At 35.0% G+C, this 21,224-nt stretch carries 15 protein-coding genes and 7 pseudogenes; 13 read left to right on the forward strand and 9 right to left on the reverse strand.

Features of this window, described 5'->3' with window-relative positions; all coding sequences use genetic code 11:
* Window positions 1-54: 54 nt before the first annotated feature.
* Window positions 55-675 carry an oxidoreductase gene (locus AAGD95_RS01345; RefSeq protein WP_265026527.1) on the forward strand — a complete coding sequence of 207 codons (621 nt, stop codon included), beginning with the start codon at window positions 55-57 and terminating at the stop codon, window positions 673-675.
* Window positions 659-1,210, forward strand: a complete 552-nt coding sequence (locus tag AAGD95_RS01350; protein ID WP_341818632.1) for a 5-formyltetrahydrofolate cyclo-ligase — start codon at window positions 659-661, stop codon at window positions 1,208-1,210. The genes AAGD95_RS01345 and AAGD95_RS01350 overlap by 17 nt, the downstream gene beginning before the upstream one ends.
* Before the next feature lie 34 nt (window positions 1,211-1,244).
* Here the strand turns inward: AAGD95_RS01350 and AAGD95_RS01355 are convergent.
* The 5 genes and pseudogenes from AAGD95_RS01355 to AAGD95_RS01375 form a co-directional block, all read right to left on the reverse strand.
* Window positions 1,245-1,379, reverse strand: a pseudogene (locus AAGD95_RS01355) (IS5/IS1182 family transposase); the annotation flags it as partial.
* A gap of 137 nt (window positions 1,380-1,516) precedes the next feature.
* Window positions 1,517-2,401, reverse strand: coding sequence for an IS982 family transposase (locus tag AAGD95_RS01360; RefSeq protein ID WP_410542086.1), 885 nt, complete (start codon window positions 2,399-2,401; stop codon window positions 1,517-1,519).
* Window positions 2,402-2,614: 213 nt separating this feature from the next.
* The gene (locus AAGD95_RS01365) at window positions 2,615-4,528 is read right to left on the reverse strand and encodes an ATP-dependent helicase (protein WP_341818633.1); all 1,914 of its coding nucleotides are present in this window, start codon (window positions 4,526-4,528) and stop codon (window positions 2,615-2,617) included.
* Between the two features lie 120 nt (window positions 4,529-4,648).
* Complete coding sequence (locus tag AAGD95_RS01370) at window positions 4,649-5,071, reverse strand: hypothetical protein (RefSeq protein WP_341818634.1); 423 nt, start codon at window positions 5,069-5,071, stop codon at window positions 4,649-4,651.
* A gap of 376 nt (window positions 5,072-5,447) precedes the next feature.
* A pseudogene (locus AAGD95_RS01375) lies at window positions 5,448-5,663 on the reverse strand (transposase); the annotation flags it as partial.
* A gap of 102 nt (window positions 5,664-5,765) precedes the next feature.
* Between AAGD95_RS01375 and AAGD95_RS01380 the strand changes: the two are divergent.
* A complete protein-coding gene (locus tag AAGD95_RS01380; protein WP_410542088.1) occupies window positions 5,766-6,617 on the forward strand; it encodes an IS982 family transposase in 852 nt (283 codons plus the stop codon).
* A 14-nt stretch (window positions 6,618-6,631) separates the two neighbouring features.
* Here the strand turns inward: AAGD95_RS01380 and AAGD95_RS01385 are convergent.
* Window positions 6,632-7,207, reverse strand: a pseudogene (locus tag AAGD95_RS01385) (IS982 family transposase); the annotation flags it as partial.
* A gap of 180 nt (window positions 7,208-7,387) precedes the next feature.
* Here AAGD95_RS01385 and AAGD95_RS01390 point away from each other — a divergent pair.
* From AAGD95_RS01390 to AAGD95_RS01430, 9 genes and pseudogenes are all read left to right on the forward strand, one after another.
* Window positions 7,388-7,975, forward strand: a complete 588-nt coding sequence (locus AAGD95_RS01390; protein WP_341818635.1) for an NADH-quinone oxidoreductase subunit J — start codon at window positions 7,388-7,390, stop codon at window positions 7,973-7,975.
* Complete coding sequence (gene nuoK / locus AAGD95_RS01395) at window positions 7,966-8,274, forward strand: NADH-quinone oxidoreductase subunit NuoK (RefSeq protein WP_250294899.1); 309 nt, start codon at window positions 7,966-7,968, stop codon at window positions 8,272-8,274. Before AAGD95_RS01390 ends, nuoK begins: the two co-directional genes overlap by 10 nt.
* Window positions 8,275-8,278: 4 nt before the next feature.
* Window positions 8,279-10,132, forward strand: coding sequence for an NADH-quinone oxidoreductase subunit L (nuoL, locus tag AAGD95_RS01400; protein WP_341818636.1), 1,854 nt, complete (start codon window positions 8,279-8,281; stop codon window positions 10,130-10,132).
* 7 nt (window positions 10,133-10,139) lie between these two features.
* Window positions 10,140-11,582, forward strand: coding sequence for an NADH-quinone oxidoreductase subunit M (locus tag AAGD95_RS01405; RefSeq protein WP_341818637.1), 1,443 nt, complete (start codon window positions 10,140-10,142; stop codon window positions 11,580-11,582).
* Window positions 11,579-12,943, forward strand: coding sequence for an NADH-quinone oxidoreductase subunit N (locus AAGD95_RS01410; protein ID WP_341818638.1), 1,365 nt, complete (start codon window positions 11,579-11,581; stop codon window positions 12,941-12,943). The genes AAGD95_RS01405 and AAGD95_RS01410 overlap by 4 nt, the downstream gene beginning before the upstream one ends.
* A 17-nt stretch (window positions 12,944-12,960) precedes the next feature.
* The gene (locus tag AAGD95_RS01415) at window positions 12,961-13,743 is read left to right on the forward strand and encodes a biotin--[acetyl-CoA-carboxylase] ligase (RefSeq protein ID WP_341818639.1); all 783 of its coding nucleotides are present in this window, start codon (window positions 12,961-12,963) and stop codon (window positions 13,741-13,743) included.
* 117 nt (window positions 13,744-13,860) lie between these two features.
* Window positions 13,861-14,253, forward strand: a complete 393-nt coding sequence (gene ccmE / locus AAGD95_RS01420) for a cytochrome c maturation protein CcmE (protein ID WP_341818640.1) — start codon at window positions 13,861-13,863, stop codon at window positions 14,251-14,253.
* Between the two features lie 130 nt (window positions 14,254-14,383).
* Window positions 14,384-15,234 (forward strand): annotated as a pseudogene (locus AAGD95_RS01425) (IS982 family transposase).
* 15 nt (window positions 15,235-15,249) lie between these two features.
* Window positions 15,250-16,593 (forward strand): annotated as a pseudogene (locus AAGD95_RS01430) (IS4 family transposase); the annotation flags it as partial.
* A gap of 243 nt (window positions 16,594-16,836) precedes the next feature.
* On the opposite strand, the gene AAGD95_RS01435 reads toward AAGD95_RS01430, so the two are convergent.
* Window positions 16,837-18,009 (reverse strand): NADH-quinone oxidoreductase subunit D, encoded by a 1,173-nt coding sequence (locus AAGD95_RS01435; RefSeq protein ID WP_265026012.1) that lies wholly within the window; start codon window positions 18,007-18,009, stop codon window positions 16,837-16,839.
* Between the two features lie 300 nt (window positions 18,010-18,309).
* Here AAGD95_RS01435 and AAGD95_RS01440 point away from each other — a divergent pair.
* Window positions 18,310-19,160, forward strand: a pseudogene (locus tag AAGD95_RS01440) (IS982 family transposase).
* Window positions 19,161-19,219: 59 nt separating this feature from the next.
* On the opposite strand, the pseudogene AAGD95_RS01445 reads toward AAGD95_RS01440, so the two are convergent.
* Window positions 19,220-19,915 (reverse strand): annotated as a pseudogene (locus tag AAGD95_RS01445) (transposase).
* Between the two features lie 269 nt (window positions 19,916-20,184).
* Window positions 20,185-21,141: an IS5 family transposase gene (locus AAGD95_RS01450; protein WP_341818621.1), complete on the reverse strand. Its 957-nt coding sequence runs from the start codon at window positions 21,139-21,141 to the stop codon at window positions 20,185-20,187.
* Window positions 21,142-21,224: the final 83 nt, after the last annotated feature.

Genomic DNA, 21,224 nt, shown 5'->3' on the forward strand with positions numbered 1-21,224 from the left:
TACTTTGTTCTATAAAATTTCAAAAAATTTGAACAAATATAGTTAAAATAGCACATGAAGAATATAATGCTAATTGGTGGTGGAGTTGGAAATGCAGTGTTATTTTCGATAGGGAAGGCATGTCTTGAAAATAATAACAAGGTTTTGTACTTTGCTGGCTATAAGAAGTTAAGTGATGTATTTAAACGAGCACTGATAGAACGTGCATCAAATGCAGTAGTTTGGGCATGTGAAGAAGGATTGATAGAAACAAGCAGAGATCAAGATAAATCCTTTCATGGTAATATAGTTGATGCAATAGTCTCTTATCAACAAGGAAGATTAGGTATTAATTTGAACGCTATAGATAAAATTATCACTATTGGTTCTGATAAAATGATGAAAGCTGTGAATGAAGCTAGAAAAACAATTTTAAAGCCATATCTGAAATCAGGCCACATAGCAATATCATCAGTTAATTCTCCTATGCAGTGTATGATGAAAGAAATCTGTGCTCAGTGTGTGCAGCAACATATAAATACGGAAACAGGAGAAAGGAGTTTTGTTTATAGCTGCAGTAATCAAGACCAGGATATGGAATTTATTGACTTTGACTTTTTAAGTGAGCGCTTGAAGCAAAATAGTTTACAAGAAAAACTCACTGCAAAATGGATAGATCATGTTCAAAGATATTAAACAGCACAAAAAGGAAATAAGAGAGCAATATAGAACTATAAGAAAAGATATTGATGAAAGTTATTCCAGTTATGCGGCAAATTCCCTTATTAATCTCTTTAATCAGAACTTAAGTTACGTTAAAGGCAAAACAATTGCGGCTTACATTCCAATGGATGAGGAAATAAATGTTGTCCCTTTGATGTGTCGTTTGCTCTATTTAGGTTATAAAGTAGCAATTCCTGATAAAAATCAGTTACTAAGATTTGAGGGATGGAACGAAACAAATGAAGATGTAATTCCCGATACAATCATTACTCCTGTTGTTGCTTTTGATGATCATTTTAATAGATTAGGTTTTGGCGGTGGTTGGTATGATACAATGATAGAAAAACTGCGGCCGCTTGGAAAAATATTTATAGGTGTAGCCTATGAGAAACAATATTGTAAAAATTTACCTGTAGAAAAACATGATCAAAAATTGGATATTATAATCACTGAGATGTGTGTTAGATGTGGAGGTGGATTGCCCAAGAAAGCGGATAGAAAGGAATAGCGTAATCCCACTTTCTAAGAGCCTGTCTTCAAACTCAAAAATGAGCTAATTTGTGAAGCATAATAGTGATCATATTAAAGAAGATATTGTTTTTTGAAGTAAGAGGAGAATGCTCATAATCTTTGCTCATGCGCCTAAAATTGGAGAGCCAAGCAAACGTTCTTTCAACGTTTGGGAGTGTTAAATAAACCATACGCGTCAAGTTAAGGGAAAGTAGCATAAGGAAAAAGAAAAGTGGTAAAAATCATTTTAGATATTAAGCAATAAAGCTAGTAATTTATAGACTCTTCTAACGCGAATTCTGGATTAAGGAAGGAAGAAAGTATAGGAAATAGAAGGCTTTTTGGATTTGATGGAATAGGAAATGAGAGTAGAAAAGATATGAACCAAAAAATTAACAGGGGATCTATGGCGAGTGTGTTCAATTTCTAGTCTATTTTTTAGGTAACCAAAAACAGTCTCAATGATAGACCTTTTTCTCAGTAAAATCTTCTCATTTAGCGAAATCAATGCATTTTTCATACCTTTTTTCACCTTGGTAACAAGTTTCAAACCTCGGTCAAACAGCTTCTGAAAAAGCTCTTTTGCAATATAACCTTTGTCACCAAACAAAAGGCCGGTTAATTTTTCCGTCAGATTTGGCACAGGTATCCTATCATCAACATTGCCTTTTGTTAGCGTAAGTGAATGAATTTCACCATTTTCATTGATTACCATATGTAATTTGAAACCAAAAAACCAGCCGTAAGTACTCTTGCTTAATTTTGCAATTCCAGCAAAAACTTTGTTTTTGGATATTCTTTTTGCATGACAAACTGCAATGGGAGTTGTGTCTATATATGAAATTCCAGTGTTTTCTGACTGTCCACAAAGCCAATGCAACAACATTGCTAAATGCCACAAAACCCTAGGCTTTAGAGCAACAAACCTGGTATATGAAGGCAACTTTGGAAACTCTGATTTGTAGAGCAACGTTAGGTAATGTAGATAGAAAGTTTTGAAATTTTTACACGGAGATTGTTGATATAGCAGGATTATTGTCATGATTTCGGAGTGCTCAATTTCCGTTGTTCTTGTGGGTTTTTTACCATTTGGCAGTAGTTTACCTGCAAAATTTTTCTCTATATCTCTGCAAAAATCATCGACCAAACAAAACAGTTTGTTATATCTTCCATGGTTAACCTCATCTATTAATCCAGAATTCGCGTTTCTAAAAGAATTATCTTATTTTAGATCAAAATTTCCAAAAAAATAAATGTAACAAACAAGTTTAAATGGTGCTATATTGGGCGATATTTCCTTAACTTGACGCGTATGGTTTATTTAACACTCCCTTTTTGCCAGGAGAAACATATAATTGAAGTAATTCAGGTTTGCAAGATGTGTTTGTCTGCAGTTATAGCTTCAACAGTAGGCGTTACTCTTGATCACCTCAACATTTTCTCTTGGCAATTCTTTAATGAACCGAGAAGTGCGCATTGGTTGCCACTGATTATTGATTTCTCTCCTATCTGCACATGAAATGATTAACCTTTCTTTGGCTCTGGTTATGCCAACATATGCGAGTCTCCTTTCTTCTTCTAAAGCTTTACCACTTTTGTCATCAAAAGATCTTTGATGAGGAAATAATCCCTCTTCCCAACCAGGTAGAAACACGTACGGGAATTCAAGTCCTTTGGCTGCATGAAGAGTCATAACATATACGGTGTCATCGTTATTCATATTATCCACTTCCATCACCAAACTTATGTGCTCCAAGAAAGTTGTGACATTATCGAAATTTTTTAAAGATGAGATGAGCTCCTTGACATTTTCTATTCGTGCTAAGCCTGTTACCTCCTCATTTTCAAGCATTTCAATATACCCTGATTGGTTTGCTACGATTTTAATGAATTCATGCAGTGGTTTTACGCTTACTATTTCTTCCCAAGCTTTAATTTTATTTAAAAAATCGTTGAGTGAGAGTTTAATTCTTTCGGTTACTTGATTACTATTAACTAATATTTTTGCTGCCTCAAAAAAAGAAATTTTGTTATCCTGAGCAGTCGTGTATATTTTCTTTAGAGTTGTAGCTCCTATGCTTCTTTTTGGCCGATTTACGATCCTTTCGAAAGCTAAGTCATCGTTATTGTTTGTAACAAGCCTTAAATATGCAATTATATCCCTGACTTCCTGACGTTCGTAGAATTTTACGCCACTTATAATCTTGTAGGGAATTGAATATTTTATAAAATACTCTTCGAGAACTCTAGTTTGAAAAGTGGCCCTTACCAGCACTGCAATGTCACTAAATCTGTATTTATTGAGCTTTAATATCTGTTCGCTTATGAACCTTGCTTCAGCTTTTCCGTCCCATAATTTTATTAGATTTACCTTTTCCCCTTCAATGTTTGTTGTCCACAATTTTTTTTCTAAGCGAGTCTTATTGTGATTGATAACATATGACGCAGTTGCAAGTATGTGGGGTGTTGATCTATAATTACACTCTAACTTGAAGGTTTTTGCATTTTTAAAATCATCGGAGAACTTCAAAATATTTTCAACTTCTGCACCACGCCAACTATATATCGACTGGTCATCATCTCCTACACAGCAAATATTTGAGTGCTCTTTTGCAAGGTATTTTAGCCAAAGATATTGTATCGCATTTGTATCTTGATATTCATCTACCATGACATATTTAAACTTGTTTTGGTAGTAGGACAGAACTTCGGTCTTTTGATTAAAGAGTTGTATGTTATATAGCAATAAGTCACCAAAATCGACAGAGTTAAGGAATCTCAACCTTTCCTGATATTGGTGATAGACTTTGAGTGCAATCACGTACACTGGCCTAAATGATTGAATATCTTCCACTTCAGATGGCAACAAACACTTCTCTTTCCATTGCTGAATAATATTCATAATGGTCTTACATTTTTCTGATAGGTAATCAGGGTTTATTTCATTAATAATATTTTTTATTACCTGTAATTGATCATCCACACCAATGATTGTAAAATTGGGGTTTAAGCCCACAATTTCTGCGTGCAGGCGCAAAATTTTTGCTGCAATTGCATGGAAAGTGCCAAGCCATGGTATGTTTGTGCCCGTTAGCTCAAGTACCCTTGATACCATCTCATTTGCTGCTTTATTTGTAAATGTAACTGCTAATATCTCATCAGAATAAGCGTGACCGTTCCTAATTATGTGCGCTATTCTTGAAGTAATCGTTCTTGTTTTTCCGGTTCCGGCTCCTGCTAGTATCAAAACTGGTCCATCTATGTTAGTTACAGCTGATTGTTGTTCTGGATTTAGCAGTGAGAGATAATCGTCCATCGTAGCCCTATAGATTATAACTTTGTAAAGTTAAACCTATGATCGAAATATTGTAAAGGTTTTATTGAATAGAACAGTTAAAGAATGCTTCACTCAAGTACTACATATTTAAACGTAGATCTATCTTGTTGGGGTAGTTTCAAGTGTATGCTGAGTAACAACAACTTGATTTAAGTCATTGGCACCAGAACTTCTGCTTGTTGGGTGGATAGGTGGAGTTTGGAATGGCTTATATGTACAATTTAGTTCCTTCATTTCTATTTCTTCAACAAGGGGTCTTTCTTTTGGGGTATAGTGATTATGCGTTGCAGGTCGTGCAGTGAGATTTTCATATGTTTCTTTCAACCAAGTTCCGATATCATACATAAATCCATACGCTTTTTCTTTAAATTCTCTCCACGATCTATCTAAATTGGCTAGTGTGTTATTAAAGTAAATTGTCACATAATCTCTTGTGGTGTATTGATAACTTTCTCCATCTAGTCTGCTACTTTGTGCGTTAGAACTATTGTTGCTTTTGAAATAACCAAATATGTTGTACATTTTGAGCTACCGCTGGCTATTAATATACATATATTATGCGTTAATAAATTAAAGTTGTCAAGAATTTTACTACTTGCACTCTGTAAAGTTTTTGTTGTGTACTTTGAACTTTAAGAAAAATGGACGCCTAAATTTGACAATTGTGAAAATATTAGTTAAAATTATTGTATGTTTAAGTATAGTAAATAGGAGAAAATATGCCTACTAATTCTGATGAGCAAAGAAAACTTTCACTTGAAGAACGGATAGTTATTATGTCTTTAACATCTGTGGAAAATTTAAGAATCCATAATGTTGAATCAGTTAAAAAAACGACTGACATAATAAGTTATTATGTTGAACAAATACAAGGAGCCCTTTGAACGCGAATTCTGGATTAAGGAAGGAAGAAAGTATAGGAAATAGAAGGCTTTTTGGATTTGATGGAATAGGAAATGAGAGTAGAAAAGATATGAACCAAAAAATTAACAGGGGATCTATGGCGAGTGTGTTCAATTTCTAGTCTATTTTTTAGGTAACCAAAAACAGTCTCAATGATAGACCTTTTTCTCAGTAAAATCTTCTCATTTAGCGAAATCAATGCATTTTTCATACGCGAATTCTGGATTAAAGGAGAATAGAAAAGGCAAGAAAACAGGGTAAACTCAGCAGTTATAAAAAAACAGATGAGGTTAACCATGGAAGATATAACAAACTGTTTTGTTTGGTCGATGATTTTTGCAGAGATATAGAGAAAAATTTTGCAGGTAAACTACTGCCAAATGGTAAAAAACCCACAAGAACAACGGAAATTGAGCACTCCGAAATCATGACAATAATCCTGCTATATCAACAATCTCCGTGTAAAAATTTCAAAACTTTCTATCTACATTACCTAACGTTGCTCTACAAATCAGAGTTTCCAAAGTTGCCTTCATATACCAGGTTTGTTGCTCTAAAGCCTAGGGTTTTGTGGCATTTAGCAATGTTGTTGCATTGGCTTTGTGGACAGTCAGAAAACACTGGAATTTCATATATAGACACAACTCCCATTGCAGTTTGTCATGCAAAAAGAATATCCAAAAACAAAGTTTTTGCTGGAATTGCAAAATTAAGCAAGAGTACTTACGGCTGGTTTTTTGGTTTCAAATTACATATGGTAATCAATGAAAATGGTGAAATTCATTCACTTACGCTAACAAAAGGCAATGTTGATGATAGGATACCTGTGCCAAATCTGACGGAAAAATTAACCGGCCTTTTGTTTGGTGACAAAGGTTATATTGCAAAAGAGCTTTTTCAGAAGCTGTTTGACCGAGGTTTGAAACTTGTTACCAAGGTGAAAAAAGGTATGAAAAATGCATTGATTTCGCTAAATGAGAAGATTTTACTGAGAAAAAGGTCTATCATTGAGACTGTTTTTGGTTACCTAAAAAATAGACTAGAAATTGAACACACTCGCCATAGATCCCCTGTTAATTTTTTGGTTCATATCTTTTCTACTCTCATTTCCTATTCCATCAAATCCAAAAAGCCTTCTATTTCCTATACTTTCTTCCTTCCTTAATCCAGAATTCGCGTTTTTGCAATATAACCTTTGTCACCAAACAAAAGGCCGGTTAATTTTTCCGTCAGATTTGGCACAGGTATCCTATCATCAACATTGCCTTTTGTTAGCGTAAGTGAATGAATTTCACCATTTTCATTGATTACCATATGTAATTTGAAACCAAAAAACCAGCCGTAAGTACTCTTGCTTAATTTTGCAATTCCAGCAAAAACTTTGTTTTTGGATATTCTTTTTGCATGACAAACTGCAATGGGAGTTGTGTCTATATATGAAATTCCAGTGTTTTCTGACTGTCCACAAAGCCAATGCAACAACATTGCTAAATGCCACAAAACCCTAGGCTTTAGAGCAACAAACCTGGTATATGAAGGCAACTTTGGAAACTCTGATTTGTAGAGCAACGTTAGGTAATGTAGATAGAAAGTTTTGAAATTTTTACACGGAGATTGTTGATATAGCAGGATTATTGTCATGATTTCGGAGTGCTCAATTTCCGTTGTTCTTGTGGGTTTTTTACCATTTGGCAGTAGTTTACCTGCAAAATTTTTCTCTATATCTCTGCAAAAATCATCGACCAAACAAAACAGTTTGTTATATCTTCCATGGTTAACCTCATCTGTTTTTTTATAACTGCTGAGTTTACCCTGTTTTCTTGCCTTTTCTATTCTCCTTTAATCCAGAATTCGCGTCATAAGGTAGGCATTTAGTATTGACTTTACAACGATAGTCACTTTAAATTAGTAACTATTGTTGCAGTTAAAGTATCAATGCCTTTCTTCTTTTATTTTTTTGGAATTCTTAGCATTTTATCTGCTGTATGCGTAATTAGTGTAAGAAATCCTGTGCATGCAGTATTATTTTTAATTTTCACCTTCGTTAATTCTGCAGTTCTTTTTATTCTCCTTGGAGCTGAATTCATTGCTATGATGGTGCTGATAGTATACATCGGTGCAGTTGCAGTGTTATTCCTCTTTGTAGTTATGATGCTCGATATTGATTACATAAGGTTGCGCCAGGGTTTTGCAAAGCATTTCACTCTTGGTGCTATGTTGTGTATTGTGTTTTTTTTAATTATCAGTTTTGTTATTCGCAGCTCAGCACTGAATATAAGTAATGTTATAAACTATAATGCCAATAATGTGAAAGCTATTGGTAATTTGCTGTATACCGACTACATGTACGCTTTTCATCTTTCTGGAATTTTGCTACTTGTTGCAATTGTCGGTGCAATTGCTCTTACTTTGCAGGACAAGAAAAAAGGAGTTAAAAAACAGAATGTATTAAAGCAATTGACACAATCTTCATCTGTAAAATTGGTTAAGGCTAAATTTGGAAAAGGAGTAGAATGGAAATAGGATTAAATCATTTTCTGATAGTTGCTGCTATTTTGTTCACTGTTGGAATATGCGGTATTTTCATCAACCGTAAGAGCATAATCAACATACTGTTATCAATAGAAATATTACTCTTGGCAATTAATATCAATCTAGTCGCTTTTTCTGCCTTTATGAATGATATAGTTGGGCAAATTTTTGTGATGTTTGTGTTGACTGTTGCGGCAGCAGAGTCAGGAGTTGGGCTTGCAATATTGGTTGTATATTATAGAAGCCGTGGCAATATAGATGTTGAACAAGCGAACTTAATGAAAGAATGAAAGTATGATGGATATACTGAAATTAATAGTATTTTTGCCACTTTTTGGTTCGCTATTTGCAGCACTTTTTAGAAAAGATGTTTTTGGTCAGTTAGTTACAACGGCAGGGATTGGAATATCTGCAGTTTTATCTTGGTATGTTTTTCTCACCTTCTCTGAAAACTATCATTTAGTTTTATTTCCTTTGTTTTCATTAAGTGTATTAAAAGTAAATTGGGCAATTAGTGTGGATGCTCTCTCATCCTTAATGCTTATTGTTATTACCACCGTTTCACTAGTAGTCCACCTCTATTCTATCGGTTATATGGAGCATGATAAAGGGAAGTCGAGGTTTTTTTCTTACCTATCGCTGTTTACGTTTTGCATGATTGTGCTGGTTGTAAGCGATAATTTCGTGCAGCTTTTTTTTGGCTGGGAAGGGGTTGGCCTATGTTCTTATTTACTCATAGGATTTTGGTTCGAAAAATATTCTGCAAATAATGCAGCAATTAAAGCATTTGTTGTGAATAGGGTAGGAGACTTTGCACTATTGATTGGGATCTTTCTCATTTATTATACATTTCACTCTTTGAAATTTACTGAAGTTTTTGACACAGCTGATCTTCTTGGCGCACAGAACATTAGGGCATTCTGCTGTGAATTTAAAATAATTCATATAATATGCATATTACTTTTTATTGGCTGTATGGGTAAATCTGCACAGCTTGGTTTACATGTTTGGTTGCCAGATGCAATGGAAGGGCCAACTCCTGTTTCTGCACTCATTCATGCAGCAACGATGGTAACAGCAGGTATATTTTTAATAGCAAAATGTTCTCCATTGTTTGAGTTATCAAATGTGGCACGAGAATTAATAGTTATTGTTGGTGCACTTACTGCTTTTTTTGCAGCCACCGTTGCGATTACTCAGAACGATATAAAGAAAATAATTGCTTATTCAACCTGCAGTCAACTTGGTTATATGTTCATGGCATGTGGGCTTTCTGCTTACAATGTTGCTATTTTTCATTTAATGACACACGCTTTTTTTAAAGCTTTACTATTTCTTGGTGCTGGCAATGTGATTCATGCAATGCATCATGAGCAAAACATTCAGAAAATGGGAAATTGCTGGAAGAAAATCCCTTGCACTTACACTCTCATGTGGATTGGGTCTCTTCCACTTTCTGGAATATTTCCATTTGCAGGTTTTTACTCAAAGGATTTGATAATTGAACATGCTTATAGTGCGGATAGTTTTGCTTTTGTAATAAGCTTAGTTGTTGCATTCTTCACAGCGTTTTACTCTTGGAGGTTATTGCTTCTTGTGTTCCATAGCCAAAAACAAAGTAAAATTAATATACATGAGGCACCAAAGATTATGCTTATACCATTACTGATACTTGCTTTTGGTTCGGTATTTTCTGGAGTGTGGGGAGCAAATATTTTGAACATAACTAGTAATGCGTTTTGGAAATCAAGTTTAGTAGTTATTGATGAGCATGGAGTTCATAATTTCTTTATAAAATTACTACCGACCTTAGCGAGCCTAAGTGGAATAGCACTTGCATATCTGATTTACCACTATCAAAAATTTAAGCAAATTAAGAGTAAATTTTTACTTAAATTTTTGCAGGATAAATGGTACTTTGATGAGGTATATGATTTTGTTGTAATTGTACCGATAAGGCTTATATCTAGGCTTCTATGGAAGTTTGATGTTAGGGCTATTGATTCATTTGGACCAGGTGGTGTTGTAAGGTTGGTTAATGAATGTTCAAAAAGTTCTATAAAGTTACAAACTGGTTATATATTTGATTATGCGCTTATTATGTTTGTTACTCTAATAATCGGTGCTTTGTATATTATTTGGAATTAAATAGAAGGTGTTGTTACTTAGTATATTCTTGCTTCCACTGATAGGAGCGTTGATTTTATCTTTAATCAGGATTAATCATCAATCTATACACCTAAGATTCCTTGCCCTATTTTTTGCTGTACTTCCATTTTTGCTTAGCATTGTAGCTTGTATAGAATTTGATTATAACAATGCGGACTTTCAGTTTGTCAGCTATCCAGTAAGAGATATTGGAATAGGGGTGGATGGGATATCGTTGCTTTTCCTTCTACTTACGACCTTCTTGTTTGTTATTTGTATGCTCTATAATTGCAAAATGAGTTATACGACTCTCAAGCCATACATGGCATTGTTTCTGCTACTTGAGAGTTTTGTAGTCGGTTTTTTCGTTTCACTGAATGCTATAAGCTTTTATGTATTTTTTGAAGCTGTTTTAATACCAATGTTCTTTATTATTGGCATTTGGGGAGGGAAGCAAAGGGTATATGCGACGTTTAAGTTGTTTCTTTATACATTAACTGGCTCATTATTATTCCTACTTGGATTGGTGTACATCTATAACATTTTTGGAACGTTTAATATACAAAAATTAGCTACATTAGTGCCAAGCCTTGATCTTAAAGTGCAGTCATTGCTGTGGATTGCATTTTTTATTTCTTTTGCAATAAAAGTACCGATGTTTCCATTTCACACTTGGCTTCCTGATGCGCATGTGCAATCACCAACTTCTGGATCTGTGATTTTAGCTGGCTTGCTTATTAAAATGGGGGGATATGGATTTTTAAGGTTTTCTATTCCAATGCTTCCTCAGGCAAGTTTGTATTTTTCAAATTTCGTTGTTGTGCTGAGCATTATTGCAGTAATATACGCTTCGCTAGTTGCGTTTGCTCAAGATGATATAAAGAAGTTAATAGCTTATTCTTCAATAGCACATATGGGGATCGTTACTGCTGGCCTCTTTTCATTTTGTGAGGAAGGAGTACTCGGCGCTATATTTCAAATGATTAGTCATGGCCTTATTTCTGCTGCTTTATTTTTATGTGTTGGAATGCTATATACTCGAACTGGAACTTTGGAGATTGCAAAATATTTTGGCATAGTAAACACAATGCCAAAATTTGGTTTTATGTTCATTTTATTTTCAATGGCTTCAATAGGGCTACCTGGAACATCTGGATTCATAGGTGAGTTTTTGGCTATGGTTGGAATGTTTAAGAGCATAGGGTTTTTTACAGGATTTATCGCACTTGGCACTATTTTAAGCGCAGTTTATATGCTGAATTTATGTAAGCAAATAATATGGGGGGTTAGCTATTCTAAATTATTAAATAACCGCTTGGATAGCATAGAATTTTCTGTCTTAATTCTGCTTGCAGTGTTTGTTATTTTGCTTGGATTCTACCCAACCCTTGCACTGAATTATTTGAAGCCATGTATGGCAAATTTGTTAGTCAAATATGATGCGCTATGAATTATATACAGATATTGCCGGAAACGTTCTCTATTATCTCCTCGTTAGTGTTGCTACTGCTTGGAATTATATTTAACCGCCGAACTATCAACTTATTAGCACTTGGCTGCACAGTGATAACTTTGATTATTTTAATTATTTCGGCAGAAAACAATGAAATTTTTCTCTTTAATTCGTTGTTAAAACTCAATTTATACATCAGGTCAGCCCAAGGGTTAATTCTCAGCACAGGAATTTTAATACTTTTGATGCTGAATTTATCAAAATATGACTATAAATATGAATTTTCAATACTGATTCTTTTTGCGCTATTTGGCATGATAACTTTAGTTTCAGCAAATAGTCTGATTTCTTTTTACTTAGCTTTTGAGTTGATGAGTATATCTTTATATGTTCTTGCGAGCTTTAATAAAGATTCAGCTTATTCATGTGAAGCAGGAGTGAAATATTTTGCACTTAGTGCATTATCTTCCTACATTATGCTGTATGGTATGTCATTGCTTTATGGATATACAGGACAAGTCAATTTTTCTGAGTTAAGTTCATTCTTGCAAAACCATCAGATAACTTATGGAATAGTTTTTGGGTTAGTCTTTGTCCTAATTGGTTTGTGTTTCAAGCTTGCTATTGCTCCTTTTCATATGTGGGCTCCAGATGTCTATCAAGGTGCACCTACCATAGTAACTGCGTTTTTTTCTACAGCTCCAAAAGCTGCACTTGTAACATTTTTAATTCGATTGATGAATGAAGAGTTAGTAAATGTAAAAAGTTATGTTCAGCCTATTTTCTTATACGTTTCAGCATTGTCTGTGCTTATCTCAGCTTTTGGGGCCTTGCGTCAGCAAAACTTAAAAAGGCTCCTTGCTTACAGTTCAATTGGTCACATTGGTTTTATATTTGCTTCACTTTCTATTTTTACACAAGCAGGAACAGATAGTGCCTTAATGTATCTGGTGATATATATCATCACAAGCATAGGGCTATTCTCATATCTCGTACAAATTGACGATGACGATTGTGATATTGCAAATTTATCTGGTATAGGGAAGAAACGCCCAATTGTAGCATTTCATCTTTCTGTGCTGTTACTCTCGATGTCGGGAATACCTCCACTTGCAGGTTTTATCGCTAAATTTTTTATATTCAAAAGTTTAATAAATTCTGGCTTTATCAGCCTGTCCTTGATCCTTGTAATAGCAAGTGTTGTATCGTGTTACTATTATCTAAATATCATAAAAGCTATGTATTTTGATAAAGCTAGTGGTAATAAGGTTGCTTATTCTAAGGGTCTATTCATTATCACTTCAGTGGCTTCACTGATCAATCTCGTTCTTTTCTTGTACGTTTTACTCACTCATTGAACTAAAGGGCTGACAAAGTGATCCCTGAGGGTTTTCATATTCATCATTACAAAGAAGTTTCAAGCACTAATAAAGAAGCGTTGGATTTAATTGGGAGAGGAATATCAAATGAAACTATTATTATTGCCGATAAACAAACAGAGGGTAGAGGGCGCACTGGAAAAAGCTGGATTTCTCCCGAGGGTAATTTTTATGTAAGTTTAATCATAGACCTCTTGCATAATCATTCTGGCGTCATTCCAATGCTGGATTCCAGCGTCACGCGCTGGAATGACAAAGAAAATTTAAGCAAATTAACAGAACTGACTTTTGTGACTGCTCTTGCTGTCAGGAATACGTTATTGTCATTTATAAGTGACAGTAACGTTCAATATAAATGGCCAAATGACATTCTAATCGATGGCAAGAAAATAAGCGGAATATTGCTTGAAAAAAGATCCAATTCGAATTGGCTCATTATAGGAATCGGAATTAATGTCAATCATGCACCACTTCCAGGAACAACGTGCATTAGCAATTACGGTGAGTCTGTGTCTAATACAGACCTGTTAAAAGAATTAATAATAAACTTTAATAAGCTAAGAAAGCAATGGCTATTTGATGGGTTTTATGCTATAAGAAAAATGTGGCTTACAAGAGCATTCAAGATGAACGAGCAAATCAGTGTAAAGTTAGCTGACAAATTGTATGAAGGAATTTTTGCTGATATAGATAAAAGTGGTAAATTGGTGTTGCAGCAAAAGGATGGAAGCTTAATTTATTTTGATGCAGGTGAGTTATTTATTGATAATGCATTATGAATACATATGTAATTTTTGCTTACCTTATTAGTTTTACGTTGATTACCGGAGAACTGATTTTTACCATTTCTTGCTATACTAAAAGTAAAAAAATTCTAGAAAGCCTGAAAGATAATAATGAAGAAGAAACATAAGAGATTACTTATAACTTCAGGAATTTTCTGCTTTTTAAGCTGCATAGTCTTTTTTATTTTAACAACGCTCAAAGAAAATATCTCATTTTTCTATACAGTAAGTGAGGCAATAGTTTTACCAAATAGTCAAAAGCCAATCCGTGTTGGTGGAATGGTTGTTGAAGATAGTGTGATACGGAGCGAAAGTGAAGTAGTTTTTCAAATGACAGATTTTAACAAAAGCGTTGTGGTAAAATACCAAGGGATACTTCCACCAATGTTTTCAGAAAAAAGTGGTGTTGTTGTGCAAGGTAAAATGTCTGATAACAGTACCTTTCTTGCAGATACGGTGTTTGCAAAACATGATGAGAACTATATGCCGAAAGTTTTAAAATAAACTCCCTAACCCCAGCTGTACCTAAATAACGCGAATTCTGGATTAAAGGAGAATAGAAAAGGCAAGAAAACAGGGTAAACTCAGCAGTTATAAAAAAACAGATGAGGTTAACCATGGAAGATATAACAAACTGTTTTGTTTGGTCGATGATTTTTGCAGAGATATAGAGAAAAATTTTGCAGGTAAACTACTGCCAAATGGTAAAAAACCCACAAGAACAACGGAAATTGAGCACTCCGAAATCATGACAATAATCCTGCTATATCAACAATCTCCGTGTAAAAATTTCAAAACTTTCTATCTACATTACCTAACGTTGCTCTACAAATCAGAGTTTCCAAAGTTGCCTTCATATACCAGGTTTGTTGCTCTAAAGCCTAGGGTTTTGTGGCATTTAGCAATGTTGTTGCATTGGCTTTGTGGACAGTCAGAAAACACTGGAATTTCATATATAGACACAACTCCCATTGCAGTTTGTCATGCAAAAAGAATATCCAAAACAAAGTTTTTGCTGGAATTGCAAAATTAAGCAAGAGTACTTACGGCTGGTTTTTTGGTTTCAAATTACATATGGTAATCAATGAAAATGGTGAAATTCATGCACTTACGCTAACAAAAGGCAATGTTGATGATAGGATACCTGTGCCAAATCTGACGGAAAAATTAACCGGCCTTTTGTTTGGTGACAAAGGTTATATTGCAAAAGAGCTTTTTCAGAAGCTGTTTGACCGAGGTTTGAAACTTGTTACCAAGGTGAAAAAAGGTATGAAAAATGCATTGATTTCGCTAAATGAGAAGATTTTACTGAGAAAAAGGTCTATCATTGAGACTGTTTTTGGTTACCTAAAAAATAGACTAGAAATTGAACACACTCGCCATAGATCCCCTGTTAATTTTTTGGTTCATATCTTTTCTACTCTCATTTCCTATTCCATCAAATCCAAAAAGCCTTCTATTTCCTATACTTTCTTCCTTCCTTAATCCAGAATTCGCGTTGATAGTGTGATAGGTTTACCTGAGAGCTCAATTAATGAGGCATGCGGAAGTTGGTCAGAAGCAAAAGCTGCATATCGTTTTTTTCAAAATGAGAACGTAAAAGAAGTTGATATTCTAGCTTCACACATTGATAAAACAGTTGAAAGAACAAAAGCTCATAAAAGAGTTCTTGTAATTCAAGATACAACTTATATTTCATACTCAAGCCATAAAAAAACAAGCGGATTGGGAACTATTGCTGGGAAAGGAGGTAAAGGTACAGTAATGCATACAGCCCTTGCTGTTAGTACGGAAGGTTTGGTACTGGGAATATTGGATCAAAAGATTTACTCGAGGCCACCAATTTCTGAAGAAGAAAAAAGACTAAAGAGCCATCGTAGTAACGTTCATATTGAGGATAAAGAAAGTATGAAATGGCTAGAAAGCTTAAAGAAAACAAATAATATTATAGATCCGACCCAAACCGAGGTTATAACTGTATGTGACAGAGAAGCAGATATACATGATTTTTTTGAACTTGCACATAATCTTAACTCAGCAATTTTAGTAAGAGCTCGTCACAACAGAAATGTAAATAAAAAATTTATGCATACCAGGAATAAGCAAAAATTATGGTCATTTATCCAAGGCCTTTCTTGCACTGGAAAAGTAGAAGTTGAAATCCCTGCTAGAGATAATAAGCAAAAAAGGACAGCATTTCTAGAAATTAGATTCGGAAAATTTATGATGAGTCCACATGAAAGCCATATAAAATGTAAAGAAGGTCACATAAAATATAAACCGACAGCATTATTCAGTCTACAACTTCACGCAATTCATGTTGTTGAAAGAAATTCTCCTCCAGGAGCAAGTCCGCTAGAGTGGATGCTTTTAACAAATCTTTCGGTCAGTACTTTTGAAGAAGCTGTTGAAAAAGTTAGTTGGTATTGTTTGAGATGGAAAATAGAGATATTGCATAAGATTTTAAAATCTGGTCTCAAAGTTGAGGAATGTAGGCTTGGAACAGCAGAAAGATTAATGAGGTATTTAACAGTCATGAGCATTATTGCTTGGAGAATTTTCTTTATTACATCAATTGCAAGAATTAACCCAACATTACCATGTACTGGCTTATTAGCTGAGGAAGAATGGAAAGTTTTATATGTTAAAATACACAAAAAACCATGTCCAAGTATAGCCCCTACTATAAAAGAAGCCGTTTCGTGGATTGCTCAACTTGGAGGTTATTTAGCAAGAAAAAGCGACCAAAAACCAGGACCAATTACTCTTTGGAAAGGATGGAGACGTCTCTTTGATCTAGCAGAAGGATGGAGACTTGCTCATGAACCCCATATTTGTGGGTAATAGTAAGATCCTGAACGGACACGAAAATGTTGTATAGTGCACAATCAATTTTTCTAGATCCAAGTAGTCAAGGCACTGCCTTTGTGTTTGAGGCAAAATCGGCTATAACACTTAACATACTGCCTTTGCAAACAAATGTTCGTACAGTTATGTGTCAGCTACTTGCATGACACCATTTGTTGTAAACTCACTTTTACTCTATGGTTATACTACCTTGCCGCTATCCTGAACGGATACCAATAATTACCTATCAATCTCACCAAAAACTATATCGAGTGAGCCAATAATTGCTGCAACGTCGGCAAGCATGTGTCCTTTTGCCATAAAATCTAAGGCTTGTAAATGTGCAAAGCCAGGTGCTCTTATTCGGCATCTGTAAGGTCTATTGGTACCATCTGAAACTATATACACTCCAAACTCGCCTTTTGGTGCCTCAACAGCTGTGTAAGCCTCACCTTTTGGTACATGATACCCTTCCGAATAAAGTTTAAAATGGTGGATGAGAGCTTCCATAGATTTTTTCATCTCCGCTCTTGGCGGTGGAGAAATTTTTCTATCTTCAGTTTTTACTGGCCCTTCAGGCATTTTCTCTATACACTGCTTCACTAAGCTAACAGACTGCCTGATCTCTGCCATTCTAACTAGATAACGGTCATAACAGTCGCCATTTTGGCCGATCGGTATATCAAAATCTAGTTGATCATATATCTCATATGGCTGGCTTTTTCGCAAATCCCAAGCAAGCCCAGCAGCGCGCAACATTGGGCCACTAAAGCCCCAATCAAGTGCTTGCGCTACTGATATTTCACTAATTCCTACAGTGCGTTGCTTCCATATTCTATTTTCTGTTAAAAGTTCATCAACATCGTCTATATACTTTGGAAATTGCTCTATAAACTTTGCAATATCCTCAATCAAACCTTCTGGAACATCTGCTGCAATTCCACCTGGCCTGATGTAAGCTGCGTGAAACCTTGCACCTGAAGCTCTTTCGTAAAATTCCAGTATTTTTTCTCTTTCTTCAAAGAGCCATAAAAGAGGGGTCATTGCTCCAACATCAAGCGCTTGAGAAGAAACGTTCAGTAAATGATTTAGTATTCTCGTCAGTTCACAAAACAAGACACGTAAATACTTTGCCCTAATTGGAATTTCGCATTGCAACAATTTCTCCACACACAGTGAATATGCATGCTCTTGTGACATTGGTGATACATAATCAAGGCGATCAAAATAAGGCAAAGCTTGAAGGTACGTTTTATGTTCTATTAATTTTTCAGTACCGCGGTGCAAAAGCCCAATATGGGGATCTGCCCTCTCGATTACTTCACCATCCATCTCCAAAACAAGACGCAACACTCCATGTGCAGCCGGATGCTGAGGGCCAAAATTTAACATCATTGTCTTTAGATCAGGCATATCCGATAGTTTAAGATATTAGAATTGTATAGACTGAAGTACGTTGAAAGTCAATTAAAAACCCTCAGTTATATAATTGACATTGGTTGCAACATTATGTAATAATGAAGGATTACATCAATGAAGAGGATTATCATGCCTGATCAAAAAAAGTTTGCATCGTATGCATTAATAACCATAGGGTCCGTAGGGCTTATAACGCGAATTCTGGATTAAAGGAGAATAGAAAAGGCAAGAAAACAGGGTAAACTCAGCAGTTATAAAAAAACAGATGAGGTTAACCATGGAAGATATAACAAACTGTTTTGTTTGGTCGATGATTTTTGCAGAGATATAGAGAAAAATTTTGCAGGTAAACTACTGCCAAATGGTAAAAAACCCACAAGAACAACGGAAATTGAGCACTCCGAAATCATGACAATAATCCTGCTATATCAACAATCTCCGTGTAAAAATTTCAAAACTTTCTATCTACATTACCTAACGTTGCTCTACAAATCAGAGTTTCCAAAGTTGCCTTCATATACCAGGTTTGTTGCTCTAAAGCCTAGGGTTTTGTGGCATTTAGCAATGTTGTTGCATTGGCTTTGTGGACAGTCAGAAAACACTGGAATTTCATATATAGACACAACTCCCATTGCAGTTTGTCATGCAAAAAGAATATCCAAAACAAAGTTTTTGCTGGAATTGCAAAATTAAGCAAGAGTACTTACGGCTGGTTTTTTGGTTTCAAATTACATATGGTAATCAATGAAAATGGTGAAATTCATGCACTTACGCTAACAAAAGGCAATGTTGATGATAGGATACCTGTGCCAAATCTGACGGAAAAATTAACCGGCCTTTTGTTTGGTGACAAAGGTTATATTGCAAAAGAGCTTTTTCAGAAGCTGTTTGACCGAGGTTTGAAACTTGTTACCAAGGTGAAAAAAGGTATGAAAAATGCATTGATTTCGCTAAATGAGAAGATTTTACTGAGAAAAAGGTCTATCATTGAGACTGTTTTTGGTTACCTAAAAAATAGACTAGAAATTGAACACACTCGCCATAGATCCCCTGTTAATTTTTTGGTTCATATCTTTTCTACTCTCATTTCCTATTCCATCAAATCCAAAAAGCCTTCTATTTCCTATACTTTCTTCCTTCCTTAATCCAGAATTCGCGTTTATGGATAGAATCCTTCTCAGAGCTTGTCCGGAAACTGGTAAACTCAAGCATATTCCCTCCTTAACATAACCCTACTCATAGCCAGGTGTATGAAATTTTCAGTGGATGTTGTAAATATTCCTTTGATAGCCTTCTATTCCTCAAGCAAAAGTCCTTTCTACAACCCATCTTCTTGACTGTACTTTAAACCCCTGTTCCCTCATTGGTAGTAGTTCAGGTGGTGTGTCTTTGTGTACCCAAAACCTACATGGAGGCCTTTTAACAATTTCAATGTCTATTCCGTACTCTTTTTCTATGTACTCCTTTAAATTTCTTCCTTGATACCCCATATCAGACCACATTTTCTTAACGTTAGTATATTTTTCCTCATATTATCCAATGCTACCATCTCTGTCATTTTCACTAGCAGCACCTACATAACAGCCTAATATAAAACCCTGAGATTATGTGCCTTTTTCTACCTTTTACTTTTTTACTCCCATCATAACCTTTGACCCCCCTTTTTCTGTCGTTTTTACAGATTACTATGCAAGCACTTGGCTCCTCGTTTCTTCCCATTTTTGACCTACTATATTTAGTGATATCGTAGTTCATTTTTTCGAAAATTCCTTGCTTTTTCCACCTCCTAAATTGTTCATATACTTTCTTCCTTCCTTAATCCAGAATTCGCGTTCTAAAGTGTTTCTCTATTAGCCGACCACTCTCTTTCACTAAGATCTGTAGGATACTTTTTTCTCATTTCTAACCCCATTTTTAAAACTCATATACTATATTTTTTCGTTTGCGAATAAGCTCTTAGCCGCTAACAAGTAGCGGGATGACGAGCTTATCGTCATGCCGCCGCGAACCGTCATGCTGCCACGAACCGTCATACCGCGATCCATTCCACAACTGTACGAACATTGCAATTTGCAGGCAATTTGCGTGGCAGATGGTGTCATCCCAGTGCCCAGACACTGGGATGGCTTTGTTGCATAGCACCTTAAGCAGTGATGGTTTACGACAAATTTATGTAATGATTTCAAATTTATCCATACCAATATCAGTGAATTTGTTGAGCAAATAGCACTTAATTAGTAATTCTTTTTCACGATTTACTTCAGATTTATTCCTAAAGCTAAATCCAAATACTTGCTTCAACCTTGAGAAAAATCCTTCTATGTAAGATCTCTTTCCATAAATTGCTTCCTTTTTCCACTCTTTTACACCATCTTGTCCATATAATTTTATTAACCTAATAGCAGCATTTCTGTCAGACATATAATCTATTTTTGAATGTTCTGCTGCATCCTTTTTTGGTAGAACTTTTGTCTTTATATCGTATTTCTTACACAATTTATAAAGTTTGTGCCTATCGTATGCCCTATCTGCATATAATGCTTTTATTTTGTGCTGAAAATTAACTTCTTCAAGCAAATCGCAAGCTCCATAGTGGTCAGAGTAGAAGCCATTACTGTATCTTGCAGCTATAGCTTTTTTACTATTTACACTTAACATAACATGTAACTTTCTTACTTGCTCGTAGCTTCGGTACTTTCTATCTGCACTGTTTTCCTTACTGTGGCCAGGAGTGTTACTGTAAATGCTGATACTTGTGCTATCTATGATAATTTCAATATTTTCCATGTTGCTTTTATCAACCCTGCAATCATTTATCTTAATATTAAGTTTTTTAAACCTTCTTGATGCTTGTGAATAGCTGATAACTGCCAAATTTTTTCCTATTTGTTGCAGATATCCTTTTATAAACCCCACCGTTTGTCTTAAACCAATTCTAAAAAGATTGACAATTATATGCACCAAAATTACGACTTTATCACTGTAAATATAGTTGCCGCCCTGCATTTTTGGACTATTTTCATACCAATTTTCGATAGCTTCATCGATGTAACGAAAAATATTTCCCCTTTTTTCAAGGAATTTGTTATATTCGTTTTGGTTACTGACTTTCATTTTCTGTGGCATATTTTTTCTTCAACAGTTAAATGGTTATTTATAATGAATTTTGTCAGTAGCCACCAGATTTTTTCGGTTGCTATGCAACAAAG

It is taken from the genome of Wolbachia endosymbiont (group B) of Ennomos erosarius (genome assembly GCF_964026905.1).
GTDB lineage: Bacteria > Pseudomonadota > Alphaproteobacteria > Rickettsiales > Anaplasmataceae > Wolbachia.